Here is a 14321-nt window from a genome sequence, read left to right as displayed (position 1 = left end):
TCAGTCTGTGTCATTTTGTTTTCGCCGGATCATGACGGGAGTATCGGTCGTGAAGACGACTTCACCGTCGGGGTTTTTCGCGCTGAGCGTATAGTGCAGAACACCACGGTCGGGCTTGCTCTTGGACGGGGTGACGGAATTCACGGTCAATTCGATGTCGAGGGGTTCATTCGGCCGAACGGGCCGCAACCAGCGCAGGGTGTCGAAACCGATGCCCCCGATATTGGCAACATCGACCATCATTTCCGTCATGACCGGCTTGAAAACCACAAGCATGGTCTGAAAGCCCGATGCGATCAGACCGCCATGAACGGTGGCGGCATAATCCTCATCGGTATGTAGCCGTTGCGGGTCCCACTCCTGCGCGAATGACTTTATCGCCTCCGCGCTCATCGGATCGCTGCGGAAGTGAAAGACCTGGCCGGGATGGAAATCATCGAGATATTTCAAGATGCTCCCTCCTTGGAGAAGCCAGCATCGTATCCGCTCGAATCCTTGGCAATGCGCACGCGGTTGAACTCCTCCAGTTTTGGATAGGTTTCCCTGAAGGCCACCAGGAACTCCTCCATCGGGGCGTCAACATACAGCCCCCGGTCGTTCACATATTCCATGTGGCGATGGTCCTGTTCGTCGAATTCGTGGAACAGGGCATCGTTATATCCGTCAAAGACCAGCGGCTTGACCCCGAACCGGTCGCACAGCTCCATGTTGAAGGCAGGCGTGACCTTGTAGGGCTTACCGTCCAGCCACAGCTGAACGTAGCCGTGATAGATAAACAGGTCGGTGCCCATAAGCTCCTGCAACTTGGGCGTATTCAGGTGGTTTCGCACATCCGCGAAGCCCAGCGCGGCGGGAATGCCGACAGCGCGCAAACAGGCCGCGAGGAGGATCGCCTTGGGCACGCAGAACGCGGCTTCCGCCTTGGCAATTCGACTGGCGCGGTAGGAATCCTCATCCAGTGCGAAGCAATAGGGATCGTAACGAATGTTATCGCGGACCGCCTCGAACAGGCGAATCGCCTTGTCCCGGCTGGATGCGTCCTCGGGAAGGTCACGCAATGCGGAAGACACGAAAGCCTGCACTTCGGGGCTGTCGCTCTCCACGAAGCGGGCCGGCATGTCATAGCGTTCGCCATCTGCCGTTAGGTCATCTTTCGAATCCGCCATTGGGTCCTCCCTTTTCTAACAAGTGTTAGATTACTGATTGAATACCTGTACGTCAACGAATTTCATTCCGCGCCATCCGAATCCAGCCCGTAGCGAGCATTGTCTTCCCCCAGGGCGGCGGCCCGTTCGGAAGCACCCGCTGGCGCCCGGAATGAAGGCGCGATCGGCAGCGGAAGGGCGGGAACCTCCCGACCGGAAATGTTCAGCTTCCGCCCGAATATGCCACGGGCGTTGAAATGCGGATCGGCGGCGGCTTCGGCAGGTGTTTTCACCACCGAACAACAACAATCCGCCGCCGCCAGCAACGGTGCCCAATACGTCGATGGCTGACTGGCCAGACGGCGGGCAACCTCCGCGGAACAGGCGGCGGGATCGCTCCAGTCGTCACGAAGCTCCTCAGGTTGTTCGATCACATCGCAGAAGGCCTGCCAGAATTTCTCCTCCAGAGCGCCCACCGCGATCTGCCGACCGTCCGCAGCGGAATAGAGCCGGTAGCGGGCAAGACCGCCGGTCAGACGGCTGGCGCCACTGCCGATATCCTGCCCGGCGATAACGCCTTGCGCATGAGCCCAATAGGCGAAGGCGAAGGCACCCTCGGACATCGCAATGTCGAGGTGAGTCCCCTCGTTGGTCTGTTGCCGCGCCATAAGGGCCAGCAGGATGTTGACCACCGCAGGATAGGTGCCCCCGCCAATGTCCGCGACCAGGCCGAACGGTGTCGTTGGCTGGTCCTGAGGCCCCCGGCTCAGCGACAGAATCCCCGCATCGCCGACATAGTTCATATCATGGCCCGCAACGCTGGCCTTTGGTCCGGTCTGGCCGTAGCCGGTGATCGAACAATAGACGATTTGCGGATTGATCGCGCGCACCGCCTCATATCCCAGTCCCAGCCGTTTCATCACGCCGGGGCGGAACTGCTCCACCAGAACATCGGCCTTTTCAAGCAAGGGGCGCAGCGCATCAACAGCGCCCTTTGATTTGAGGTCGATGGCAACGGAGCGTTTGCCCTTGTTCAAAACGGCAAAGCCGATGCTCTCCCCCTCGATCCTGGGGGCTGTGGCACGAGCGTCCTCGCCTGTTCCGGGGCGCTCGAACTTGATTACCTCCGCCCCGGCCTCGGCGAGCATGAGAGTCGCCATCGGCCCGGGCAGAAGCGTGCTGAAATCCAGCACCATGATATCCTTGAGGGGTTGGGTCATACCTTCGCCCTAAGCAAAGCGCGCCGCCCCGTTGTTCAGGACCACCACGTCGCGGTCGGGAACCGAAGCACGGAACCGGGCCTCGCCGCCCTCCTCCCAGATTTCGAACCGCACGGTTTCCCCCGGATAGACCGGAGCGGAGAACCGCACGTCCAAGCCGACAAGCCGGGCGGCGTCATAATCGAGAGACGTCTTGAGGATCGCCCGCGCCGCCAGACCATAGGTCGCCAGACCGTGCAGGATCGGCCGGTCGAACCCGACGGAACGGGCGACATCCGGGTCCGCATGAAGCGGGTTATAATCACCGCTGAGGCGATAGATCAGCGCCTGACGCGGCAGCGTCTCGATATCGCAAACATGGTCGGGGGCCCGATCAGGCAGCACAGCGGGGGCCGGGCCCGCCTTGTTTTCACCGCCGAACCCGCCATCGCCCCGGCAAAAGGCCGACATCGCGACGCGCGCCAGCTTTTCACCGCTGTCCGCGTCGATGATCTCGCGGCTTTGATAGATGACGGCGCCCTTGCCCTCACCCTTGTCCGAGATGAAGTCGATCTTGCTGCGGCCGATGATGTTGGCGTTCACGGGCAGCGGCTTGTAGATATCCAGCCACTGTTCGCCGTGCAGGACTTTCTGCCAGTTCACGCCGGTCTTTGGATTGCGCAGCCAGAACCCCGGATATCCCAGCGTGACCGCCATCGAGGGAACCGCCTTCAGGCCGTCCTCGTAGACAAAGGCGAGTTCCTTCTTGTCGGTCGGATCCTCACCGAATCCCAGGCCCAGCGCGTACAGGATGGTATCCCGCTGAGTCAGCGTCTGCTGAATTTCCTCGAAATCCCAATCCGAAAGCGCTTCGAAATCCAATGGCATGATCTTTCCTCCCTTGATCCTCGTCAGAGCGTGGCTTGTGATCCCAGAATTGCCGTGACCTGGCTGGACAGCACACCGCCGTTTCCATGCGCCAGTGCCAGATCGACATTGTTCAACTGAATACCGGGCGCGTCGCCACGGATCTGACGGGTCGCCTCGATTATGGTGAAGATACCGTACATGCCGGGGTGCACGCAGGACAAACCCCCGCCGTTCGTATTCACCGGCAAAACGCCGCCGGGCGCGATACGTCCACCTTCGACAAAGGCACCGCCCTCACCCTTGGCACAAAAACCAAGGTCTTCGAGGAACAGAATGGTGTTGATGGTGAAGGCGTCATACAGCTCCACCGCCTGGATATCCTCCGGCGACAAGCCCGCCGCCGCAAAGGCGCGCTTGCCCGATTCGCGGGCCGCGGTCACGGTGAAATCCTTCATCTGCGAAATCTGTCTGTGAGAGCTTTCGGCAGCGCTGCCCAGCACATAGACCGGCGGCTTGGGGAAATCCCGCGCGCGATCGGCCCGCACCATCACCACCGCGCCGCCGCCATCGGTCACCAAGCAGCAATCCCGCACCGTCAGCGGATCCCCGACCATGCGCGCGCCCAACACGTCCTCGCGGGTCAACGGGCCGCGTTGGAACGCTTCGGGGTTGTGCTGCGCCCAGGCCCGGGCAGAAACCGCCACGTCCGCCAGCTGTTCGCGCGTTGTGCCGTATTCATGCATGTGCCGTGCCGCCGCCATCGCATATGCGGAAATCGGATAGCGCGGATTATACGGCGCCTCATAGGCCGGCGGGCGCGAGGCCGTCACCAGCTTGCCCGAGGCCGTGCGTTGGTTGGAGCCATAGACGATCAGCGCGACATCGCACAGACCGGCCTCCAGCGCCATGGTCGCAGATGTCAGATAGTTCACGAAGGACGAGCCGCCGGTCATGGTCCCGTCCATGAAGCGTGGCTGGATGCCCAGATACTCGGCCGCCATCAGCGCCGGCATGCTGTCTTCCATCATGGTGCAGAACAGCCCGTCCACGTCAGACATCTTCAACCCGGCATCGCCAAGTGCCGCAAGCGCCGATTGCGCCATGACGTCATAGGCCGTCAGACCATGCGCCTCACCAAAACCGGCATGGCCGGTGCCAACGATCGCGGATTTTCCCCGAAGTTCACTGGTCATGCTTATCCCTCCACCGGTTTGAACAGCACGGCCGGGGCCCCCTCGGCCTCGCCCACGAAAGCGGTTACCGGCATGTCGATGACGACATCTGCGGGCGCGATGCCTTCCACCCGGCTCATCATGCGCACACCCTCATCAAGCTCGATCACGCAGACGTTGTAGTCGCCGCCCCGTTCGGGTTTTTGCCGCACGACAGTGGTGGTATGGACCCGGCCGTTACCGCTCGCACGTTCCCACGAGATTGCGGCCCCATGACAGTGCGGGCACAGAACCCTGGGAAAGAAATGAAACGCCCCGCAATCATCGCATTTGGGTAGCAGGATTTCACTGTTGGCCAGTGCGCGCTGAAAAATCTGGTCTGGTGCGGTGGCGTTCGGCACTTGCGGTCTCCTTCGCGTCTTCGGATTTCCGGGTAAGCGTGTTGATATAATTTCTAACATTTGTTAGATTTCGTCAAGTCCTTAGCATCACCTGCGAGAAACACATGTCAGACACAAATTCATCGCCTCTTTCCGGCAAACTGGTTATCGCGCTCGAACAGGCGGTGGCCGCTCCATTCTGCTCGTCACGGCTGGCCGATGCCGGGGCGCGGGTGATCAAGGTGGAACGCAAGGGCGCAGGCGATTTTGCGCGCGCTTACGACTCTGCCGCCAACGGCGAAAGTGCCTATTTCACGTGGTTGAACCGGGGCAAGGAATCCATCGCGCTGGATATCAAGTCCGAGGAAGACCAGGCAATTCTGTTGAAAATGCTGGAAACCGCCGATGTGTTTATCCAGAACCTGCTGCCCGGCGCGTTGAAGAAGCTGGGCCTCGATTCGGCCACTCTGCGAGAGAAGTTTCCCCGCCTCGTGACCTGCGACATCACCGGCTACGGTGAGGATGGCCCCATGCAAAACGCCAAGGCCTATGACCTGTTGGTGCAATGCGAGAGCGGGCTGGCCTCGGTCACCGGCACGCCGGACGGACCGGGACGGGTTGGCGTTTCAGTCTGCGATATCGCCACCGGCATGACGGCCCACGCCGGCATCTGCGAGGCCCTGGTCGCGCGCGATCAAACCGGCAAGGGGCGCGGTGTTTCGGTGGCGATGTTCGACGTGATGGCGGATTGGATGGCCGTGCCGCTGCTGTATCACGACTACCTTGGAAAACCGACGCCGCGCGTCGGGCTGAACCACACGGTCATCTGTCCTTATGGCGCCTACAAATGCCGCGATGGGCAGCTTGTCGTCATCGCGGTGCAGCATTCGGGGGAATGGGTAAGGTTCTGCAAACTCATTCTGGGCGACTCGAATCTGGCCACGGATCCGCGGTTTCACGACAATACCTCACGTCTGCACCACAAGCAGGAGTTGGAGGCCCTCATCAACGCGGTGTTTTCCTCCCATGATCGTGCCGAGATGCTGAAGCGGCTCGATGCTGCTGGCATTGCGTTCGGGGCGGTGAACGATGTCGCATCTCTGTCCAGCCATCCGCAACTTGACCGATCCAGCGTCGCCACGCCTTCTGGTGAGATCAACGTCCCCACGCCCCCGATTCGGCGCAGCGGGGTCGAAACCTCACTCGGGCCCTGCCCGGCACTCGATGCCGACGGTGAAGCCATCCGCGCAGAGTTCGCGCCGCGCACAGAAGAAGGGCCACGTACGTAAATGACTGTCGAGAAAAAGCCCGCGATCCTTGATGGGGTCAGGATCATTGACCTGACCTCGGTGGTTTTTGGTCCCTTGGCCACCCAGATGCTGGGCGATCTCGGTGCCGATGTGATCAAGGTCGAAGGCCCCGAGGGCGATCTGCTGCGCAACGTCCAGCCATCGCAGAACAAGCAGATGGGCGCGGCCTTCCTGGGCAGCAACCGTAACAAACGCAGTGTCGTCATCGACCTGAAGGCGCAGGACGGTCGCGATCAGTTGCGCAAGCTGCTGGCCGATGCGGATGTGATGATTTCGAGCATCCGGCCCGCCGCGCTCGCCAGATTGTCCCTCGATCCGGAAACCTTGCGACGGGAAAATCCGGGCCTGATTACGGTGGCCGCGACCGGCTATGGCCAGGACGGACCCTATGCCGCCAAGCCCGCATTCGACGACATCGTTCAGTCAGTTTCGGGCCTGGCCAGTCTGGCGACATTGCGCGATCCCGACGATGCACCCGCCTATGCGCCGACCATCCTCGCGGACAAGCTTGGAGGCGTAACCGCCGCCTATGCGATCATGGCAGCCCTGTTTCATCGGCAGCGTACGGGTGAGGCCCAGCATGTCGAGGTTCCGATGTTTGAAACGCTGACGTCGTTTCTGCTGGCAGAACATCTGGATGGCGCCACCTTCGAAGAAATCCCGCAGGATTTCGGCTATGATCGCATGCTGGTTCCACACCGGCGCCCGGTTCAGACCGCGGATGGCTATATCACGATTTTGCCCTACACCAACCTGCAATGGGCGCGCTTCTTCAAGGCGGTCGGGCGGGATGACATGGTCGATCACATATGGGTCACCGACATGGCCGCGCGCAGCCGCAACATCGGGGCGGTCTACGATATGGTCGCGCAGGTGGCGCTGACACGAACAACCGAAGAATGGCTCACCCTGACGGAGGAAGCCGACATTCCTGCCATGCCGGTTCGCAATCTGGCGGATCTGCCCGGCGACCCGCATCTGGCCGCGACCGGCTTTTTCCAACGGATCGAACATCCCTCCGAAGGGCCGATCTGGACGACACGGCCGCCTGTGCGATTTTCCGCGACCCCGGCCCGCCACGATCATCGCCCTGCCCCCCGCCTGGGGGAGCATACCGAAGAAATCCTCGGCAAGGACGATGACTAGGGTCGATGATTAGGGACGTTCCCCTCAGACATCCATCGAACGGGCGATAAGTTCCTTCATGATCTCGTTGGTGCCGCCATAGATCATCTGCACCCGGCTGTCCGCGTACAAGCGGGCAATCGGGAATTCCATCATGAAGCCGTAGCCGCCATGCAATTGCAGACACTCGTGCATGACCTCGTTCTGGGTCTGGCTGCCCCACCATTTCGCCATCGACGCCGTGGCTGCATCCAGCTCACCCACCTCCAGCCGCGCGATGCCATCATTGACGAAGCTGCGCAGCAACTCGGCCTTGGTCTTGCATTCCGCCAGCTTGAAGCGAGTGTTCTGGAAATCCATGATCCGGTTGCCGAAGGCCTTGCGGTCCTGGACGTATTTCACCGTCTCGTTGATGGCGAAGTCGATGAAGCCGAGCGCGGTGATGCCGATCATCAGCCGCTCCCACGGCAACTGCTTCATCAGCTGATAGAACCCTTGGCCTTCCTCCGGGCCAAGCAGGTTCGCGGTCGGGACGCGCACGTCCTCGAAAAACAGCTCGGCCGTGTCCGAACCCTTCATGCCCAGCTTTTTCAGGTTCCGTCCGCGACGGAAACCCTCGGCATCCTCGGTTTCCAGAACGATGAGCGAAACGCCCTTGGCACCCGCGCTCCGATCAGTCTTAGCCACGACCACGATGAGATCGGCGGTATGACCGTTGGTGATGAAGATCTTCGAGCCGTTGATCTTGTAATGGTTGCCGTCCTTTTCCGCGTGGGTCTGGACGTTCTGAAGGTCCGAACCCGTTCCCGGCTCGGTCATGGCGATTGCCGCCACGCTGTCGCCGCTGATCAGTCGCGGCAACCATTTTTTCTTTTGTTCTTCACTGCCATAGGCGTTGATGTAGTGAATGACGATGGTCTGGATGCCATAGCCCCAGCCGGTGTCACCCGTAAGGCCCTGCTCGTAAACAGTAATCGAATCGAACCCGATGCCGCCGCCGAATCCGCCATATGCCTCGTCGATGGAGCCGCCCATGACGCCCTGTTTGCCGACCGTCCGCCAGAATTCGCGATCGACGATGCCTTGCTCGGCCCATTTGTCGACATTCGGGGCCATTTCGGCATCGAAGAGCTTACGGGTACTTTCCGCAAACATCTTGTGTTCATCGTTGGCCCAGGCGGGGGAATTCTTGATCAGGGACATGTTGCCATCCTACGGAGCATTGCACGCATTTCAGGAAATCTAACAAGTGTTCTGTTTCCTGACAACGGCCCACAACCCCGTGTGACGGTGCGTCATGTTCAGCCCTGACTGCGCCCCCAAACGCAAAAGGCCCGCCGATATGGCGGGCCTTTGATCTGATGCTTGGTGATTGTTCGGCGCCGTATCCTAGAGTTTCTCAGTCAATTCCGGCAGAGCCTGGAACAGATCCGCGACCAGACCGTAATCCGCGACCTGGAAGATCGGGGCCTCTTCGTCCTTGTTGATCGCGACGATGATCTTCGAATCCTTCATGCCCGCCAGATGCTGGATCGCGCCCGAGATACCAGCCGCGATGTAGAGGTTCGGCGCGACGACCTTACCGGTCTGTCCGACCTGCCAGTCATTCGGAGCATAGCCACTGTCAACCGCCGCGCGCGATGCGCCGACGGCGGCACCCAGCTTGTCGGCCAGCTTCTCGATCAGGGCGAAGTCTTCTTCGGAGCCGACACCACGACCGCCGGACACGACAATTCCAGCCGATGTCAGATCGGGGCGATCACTCTCGGCGACCTTGTCCTCCACCCAGGAGGACAGACCCGGATCAGCGGTGACGCCGACGGTCTCAACCGGGGCGGACCCCCCTTCGCCTGCGGCGTCAAAGGTCGATGTCCGGAAGGTGATGACCTTCTTGGCATCCTTGGACTTCACGGTCTGAACCGCGTTACCGGCATAGATCGGGCGCTCGAACGTATCGGCATCGACCACGCCGGATGCGTCGGAAATCACCATCACATCCAGCAGGGCCGCCACGCGTGGCATGACGTTTTTCGCATCTGTCGTGGCTGGGGCAACGATGTGCTCGTAATCATCCGCCAGGCTGACGATCAGCGCGGCCGTGGCTTCCGCCAGGCGGTGACCGAGGGAGGCATCTTCGGCCACCAGAACCTTGGCCACACCGTCAATCTTCGCCGCGGCATCGCCCGCAGCAGCAGCAGATGCGCCGGCGACCAGAACCGTCACCTCACCCAGCTTCTCGCACGCCGCTACAGCCTTGGCCGTGGCGTCCATCGCCAGATTGCCGTCAGTTACTTCCGCAAGGAGTAGAACAGCCATTACACAGCCCCCGCTTCTTTGAGTTTCGCGATCAGCTCATCAACGGAACCGACCGTGATGCCTGCCACACGCTCCGCCGGTTCCGCCGTCTTCACGATTTCCAGCCGGTTGGCGACATCGACGCCGTAATCGGAAGCTGACTTTTCTTCCAAGGGCTTCTTCTTCGCCTTCATGATGTTGGGCAGGGACGCATAGCGCGGCTCGTTCAGACGCAAATCGACCGTGATGACGGTGGGCATGGACACCTCGATGGTCTGCAATCCGCCGTCCACTTCGCGCGTGACCTTCGCCTTGTCGCCCGCGATCTCGACCTCCGATGCGAATGTCGCCTGCGACCACCCCATCAGCGCGGCCAGCATCTGGCCCGTCGCATTCATGTCGTTGTCGATGGCCTGCTTGCCGCAGAGCACGAGCCCGGGCTGTTCCTCATCGACAATCGCCTTGAGGATCTTGGCTACGGCCAGCGGCTCGATATCGTTGTGTACGTCGTCGGAAGCGACAACCAGAATGGCGCGATCCGCACCCATGGCCAGGGCCGTGCGCAGGGTTTCCTGCGATTGCTTGACACCGATGGACACGACGACGACCTCATCCGCCTGACCGGCTTCCTTCAAGCGGATCGCCTGCTCGACCGATATTTCGTCGAACGGGTTCATCGACATCTTTACGTTCGCAAGATCAACACCCGTGCCGTCCGCTTTGACGCGTACTTTCACGTTGTAATCGATAACGCGTTTGACAGGTACAAGCACCTTCATGGGCGTTACTCTCCTTAAGTTATTGATGTTTTTCGACCATAGTGGCGGTCATTGCTTAGCGGTCTTTGAATTCGGGCTTTCTCTTGCCTGAAAACGCTTTCATCGCTTCGGGGAAATCATGGGCGCACAACAGGACGCTTTGCGCATCGCGCTCGATGTCCAGTGCCTCCAGATAGCTGCTCTCGGCGGTGCTGCGCATTACCCGCTTTGCGGTCTGTACGCCGAACATCGGATGCTGGGCGATCTCGTTTGCGATCTCAAGCGCGCGTTCCTCGACACGGTCGGCCGGTACGCATTCTTCTACGACGCGCAGATCCTTGGCCGTGCTCCCGTCGATCTCACGCCCAGTAAGGACAAGCATCCGGGCCACCCCGGCGCCGGCACGTTGCTGAAGCAGCCAGCTCGAACCGGTATCAGGGCATCCCCCAACGCGGGCAAAGACTTCGCACAGTCGCGCATCCTCGGCGGCGACGACAATATCCGCCGACAGGGCAAGGCTCAGACCCGCGCCAAAGGCGACGCCGCAGACGGCGGAAATCAATGGCTTGCGAAAGAAGTACGCCGCCCGCCCGCCATCGTGAACCCTATCGACCATCTCGGAGGTCGCTCTGGCACCCTTGGCGATTTCATCCTGAAACCCGACCAGATCGCCGCCGCTGCTGAAATGATCGCCGCCGGTCATGACCACGACACGGATCGTATCGTCGCGGTCAGCTTCCTTCAGAAGCGTCACCAGCTCATCGACGAACTCGACACTGTAAGGATTGCGTTTCCCCGGCTGTACAAACCGCAGGATGCCGATCGGGCCGTTCCGTTCCAGACGAATGTGTTCGGTCATAGCACGTTCCCTCAGGTTCCGGTCCAGACGGGCGCTCGCTTCTCGGCAAAAGCCTTCGGACCTTCGATCGCGTCATTGCTGGCATACACAACCTCATGCAGGCGCTTGCCTTCCTCGAGGCCAGCGGCGCAGCCCAGATCCATGGTTGCGCGCACGCCGCCTTTTGCCGCGATCACCGACAGCGGGGCCGCGCTGGCGATCCGCTTGGCGATTTCCATCGCGCGGGCGCGGACGGCCGCAGGTGTGTCTTCGAGGTAGTTCGTGAACCCGTAATTGTGCAGTCGTTCGATCGGCATAAGGTCGCCGGTCAGAACGATCTCCATAAGGATGGGCTGCGGCAGCATCGACAGCGCCGGAGATGCCCAGGGCGATCCACGACCGATCTTGACTTCGGTAATGCCGACCTTCGTGCCCTTCAGCCCGACACGCAGATCGCAGTTCAGCGTCAGCATCATGCCGCCGGCCATCAACGATCCGGTCATCGCGGCAATGATGGGCTTTTTGCAGGCGCGCATCGTCTCATGGAACGGGTCGCGCATCTTGGTCAGGATATCGACGCCCTCGTCCCGCGCGATTTGTGTGGCTTCCTTCAAATCCATTCCGGCGGAAAAGACACCGCAATCGGATGAGGTCAGAATCGCGACGCGGATACTATCGTCCGCCTCGATCCTCTCCCAGGCATCGGTCAGCCCGTTCGTCGCGGCCACGGACAGAGCATTCTTGCGCTCGGGCCGATTGATACAGACGGTTGCGATGCCGTCTTCAACTGTCACTTCGATAGGGCTCATGATATCTGCTTCGTTTCTTGGAATATACTAGGTGCAATTCTTGTATGGGGTTTCCCCGCGGCATGAGCGCCGCGGGGAAGTTCATGCTTATTCGACGCTGAACGATTCGGAGCTTTCCTTGATGACTTCCCAAACGATGTCGAGATAGTCCGCGCTCCAGTCAGTCAGCGGGACCCAGGCCTCGCCATCCCACTGCTCGATGCGGGTCTTGCCACCGCCACCGTGATCCTCGGGGGTCACAGTGACCGGGGCCATCACCCCATCGCCATCGAAACCGGACAGCGATTCATAGGCATTCTTCATGCTCTCGGGCGTCAGCGGCCAGCCATCTTCGGCAACCGCAATACGTGCAGCTTCGAAAGCAGTCGAATACATCGCCAAGCCGGTGTTGTAGTACACGTCGCGAACCAGGCTTTCCGGACCGCTGCCATTGCCGTCGGCATAGTAGGTATCCAGCATCAGACGCACGAGCGGCACTTCCTGGCCACCGGCCACGTTGGTGCCGCGCAGAATGCCCGTTGCCTCTTCGGCACCGATATTTGCGATATCGACTTCGTTGAACCAGTTAACCGCGATGTAGCGGTCGATCGGGAACCGGTTCCGGCGCATTTCCTTGGAGGCAACCACGTGCCCACTGGCCAGAAGCCAGCTGATCACGTAGTCGGGCTGGTCGCGGCGGATGCTGCTCCATGCGCCGGACTGGTCCGACCCCGGCAGCGGTACGGGATAAAGCTCCAGCTCGAATCCTTCCCGCTCGGAGAGGGTTCTGAGAATCTCGATCGGCTCCTGACCGAACGGATAATCCAGATAGATGAACCCGATCTTCGCGTCGCTCAGATCGCCGTCCAGCTGCTCCTTGATGAAGGCCACGTCGTTTGCGGCCTGCTGCCAGTAGGTCGGACCGACGGGGAATACCCATTCGAAGACTTCACCGTCGACAGCATCACCACGGCCCACAAAGGACTGCATCAGGATGTTTTCGTCGTTCATCGCCCGGGGCAGAACCGCGTTCGTGACCGGCGTGGACATGAAGTTGAAGATGAACACACCGTCGCGCTTGAGCTGCTCATAGCACTCCACGCCGCGCTGCGGTTCGTTGCCGTGGTCGCGCACGATGATTTCAATCGGGTGTCCCTCGATGCCACCATTATCGTTGACATACATCGCGAGATCCTGGGCAGCCTGGGCCACCTGGGGCGTGACGAACGTGTACGACTTGCTGAGGTCGAAGCAGAGGCCGAACTGGATCGGCTCCTCGGACTGTGCGGAGGCCACCGTGGCGGTTGCCGCCAGTGCGGTGGTTAGGGCCACCGCCGTGATATGTTTTTTGAGTGTCATCTGGTCTTTCTCCCGTTGGTTAAGTTCAGGGTAGCTTTTTGATTTGCGGGCGCGCCGCCACCCCCGGTGACGCTGACCCATTCGTTAACGGACTGTCATGGCACATGTTCGGTGGCGCCGAGTCTGTCCGCGTTCCACAGTGCGATGCGCGTCTCGCCTGCGCCACCGTGATTTTGCGACGTCAGAACAATCGGCATCTCTTCAGGTTCTGACCGGCGCCACGGCAATGGTTTCTTCCTTTCCTCGCTGAACGATATCTGATTGGAACCTCAGCTCAGCCAACGCTTGCGCCGGCTGTAATGCTTGACGTTGTGGAAATCCGTGCCCTCACCGGCGCCAAGATAGAATTCCTGGATGTCGGAGTTCGCCTTGAGTGCCGCAGCCGTGCCGTTCATCACGACGCGACCGTTTTCGATCAGATATCCCTCGGACACGATTTCCAGGGCGGCCAGCGCGTTCTGCTCGACCAGAAGAACGGACATGCCGTCCTCCTTGTTGATCTTTTGCAGGATGCCGAAGATCTCGGCCACCAGGAACGGTGCAAGCCCGAGGCTCGGTTCATCCAGCATGAGCAGTTTCGGCTGGGTCACCAATGCGCGACCGATGGCCAGCATCTGCTGCTCACCGCCCGAAAGGTAACCGGACAGCGAATTGCGGCGCTCGGCCAGCCGGGGGAAGTAGTTGTAGATCTTCTCCTTTTCCACATTCAGTGTGGAGCGGGACATCCCGCTCGGCGCTGCTGCAGTCAGGTTTTCCTCAGGTGTCAAATGTTCAAACACACGTCGTCCTTCGATGACGTGACAGATGCCCTGAGCGACGCGATTTTGAGCGAGCATATCGGTAATATCAGTTCCTTCGAACTTGATCTCACCGCGGCTGACACGCCCGCGCTCAGCTTTCAGCAAACCGCTGATCGCCTTGAGCGTCGTGCTTTTTCCCGCTCCGTTCGATCCCAGAAGCGCGATCATCTCGCCCTTTGGCACCTGCACCGAAACACCTTTGATCGCCAGCATCACGTTGTCGTACAGCACCTCGACGCTGTTCATCGACAGGATGGGCTGGGCTTCGACCTTGTCTTGCAT

General features: G+C 60.5%; 15 protein-coding genes. 2 read left to right on the top strand and 13 right to left on the bottom strand.

The genetic code is table 11. The features are described from left to right. From H1S03_RS08860 to H1S03_RS08835, 6 genes are all read right to left on the bottom strand, one after another. Positions 1–450 (bottom strand): MaoC family dehydratase, encoded by a 450-nt coding sequence (locus H1S03_RS08860; RefSeq protein ID WP_185804112.1) that lies wholly within the window; start codon positions 448–450, stop codon positions 1–3. Next, positions 447–1166 carry a transglutaminase-like domain-containing protein gene (locus tag H1S03_RS08855; RefSeq protein WP_185804111.1) on the bottom strand — a complete coding sequence of 240 codons (720 nt, stop codon included), beginning with the start codon at positions 1164–1166 and terminating at the stop codon, positions 447–449. The genes H1S03_RS08860 and H1S03_RS08855 overlap by 4 nt, the downstream gene beginning before the upstream one ends. 62 nt (positions 1167–1228) lie before the next feature. Beyond that, entirely contained in the window at positions 1229–2365 is a 1137-nt protein-coding gene (locus H1S03_RS08850; protein WP_185804110.1) for a CaiB/BaiF CoA transferase family protein, read from the bottom strand. Between the two features lie 9 nt (positions 2366–2374). Beyond that, positions 2375–3232: a MaoC/PaaZ C-terminal domain-containing protein gene (locus H1S03_RS08845; protein WP_185804109.1), complete on the bottom strand. Its 858-nt coding sequence runs from the start codon at positions 3230–3232 to the stop codon at positions 2375–2377. Positions 3233–3255: 23 nt separating this feature from the next. After that, a complete protein-coding gene (locus tag H1S03_RS08840) occupies positions 3256–4407 on the bottom strand; it encodes a thiolase (protein WP_185804108.1) in 1152 nt (383 codons plus the stop codon). 2 nt (positions 4408–4409) lie between these two features. Beyond that, a complete protein-coding gene (locus tag H1S03_RS08835) occupies positions 4410–4787 on the bottom strand; it encodes a Zn-ribbon domain-containing OB-fold protein (RefSeq protein ID WP_347339219.1) in 378 nt (125 codons plus the stop codon). Between the two features lie 104 nt (positions 4788–4891). Here H1S03_RS08835 and H1S03_RS08830 point away from each other — a divergent pair, with 104 nt between their 5' ends. Then, positions 4892–6055, top strand: coding sequence for a CaiB/BaiF CoA transferase family protein (locus H1S03_RS08830; protein WP_185804106.1), 1164 nt, complete (start codon positions 4892–4894; stop codon positions 6053–6055). Continuing rightward, on the top strand, positions 6056–7222 hold the full coding sequence (locus H1S03_RS08825; RefSeq protein ID WP_185804105.1) for a CaiB/BaiF CoA transferase family protein: 1167 nt from the start codon (positions 6056–6058) through the stop codon (positions 7220–7222). Between the two features lie 24 nt (positions 7223–7246). Here H1S03_RS08825 and H1S03_RS08820 read toward each other — a convergent pair whose 3' ends face one another. The 7 genes from H1S03_RS08820 to H1S03_RS08790 form a co-directional block, all read right to left on the bottom strand. After that, entirely contained in the window at positions 7247–8404 is a 1158-nt protein-coding gene (locus H1S03_RS08820) for an acyl-CoA dehydrogenase family protein (protein WP_185804104.1), read from the bottom strand. Between the two features lie 186 nt (positions 8405–8590). Further along, positions 8591–9517 (bottom strand): electron transfer flavoprotein subunit alpha/FixB family protein, encoded by a 927-nt coding sequence (locus H1S03_RS08815; RefSeq protein ID WP_185804103.1) that lies wholly within the window; start codon positions 9515–9517, stop codon positions 8591–8593. Further along, positions 9517–10275 (bottom strand): electron transfer flavoprotein subunit beta/FixA family protein, encoded by a 759-nt coding sequence (locus H1S03_RS08810; protein ID WP_166188398.1) that lies wholly within the window; start codon positions 10273–10275, stop codon positions 9517–9519. The genes H1S03_RS08815 and H1S03_RS08810 overlap by 1 nt, the downstream gene beginning before the upstream one ends. Before the next feature lie 55 nt (positions 10276–10330). Next, a complete protein-coding gene (locus tag H1S03_RS08805; RefSeq protein ID WP_185804102.1) occupies positions 10331–11113 on the bottom strand; it encodes an enoyl-CoA hydratase/isomerase family protein in 783 nt (260 codons plus the stop codon). 11 nt (positions 11114–11124) lie between these two features. Then, on the bottom strand, positions 11125–11901 hold the full coding sequence (locus H1S03_RS08800; RefSeq protein WP_166188402.1) for an enoyl-CoA hydratase/isomerase family protein: 777 nt from the start codon (positions 11899–11901) through the stop codon (positions 11125–11127). An 87-nt stretch (positions 11902–11988) separates the two neighbouring features. Further along, positions 11989–13239 (bottom strand): ABC transporter substrate-binding protein, encoded by a 1251-nt coding sequence (locus H1S03_RS08795; protein ID WP_185804101.1) that lies wholly within the window; start codon positions 13237–13239, stop codon positions 11989–11991. 269 nt (positions 13240–13508) lie between these two features. Continuing rightward, positions 13509–14321, bottom strand: a complete 813-nt coding sequence (locus H1S03_RS08790) for an ABC transporter ATP-binding protein (RefSeq protein ID WP_185804100.1) — start codon at positions 14319–14321, stop codon at positions 13509–13511.

This window comes from Pontivivens nitratireducens (genome assembly GCF_014235845.1).
In the GTDB taxonomy this organism is placed as follows: Bacteria; Pseudomonadota; Alphaproteobacteria; order Rhodobacterales; family Rhodobacteraceae; genus Pontivivens; species Pontivivens nitratireducens.
The sequence above is the reverse complement of the archived record's forward strand: the minus strand, read 5'-3'. Positions and strand labels throughout refer to the sequence as shown.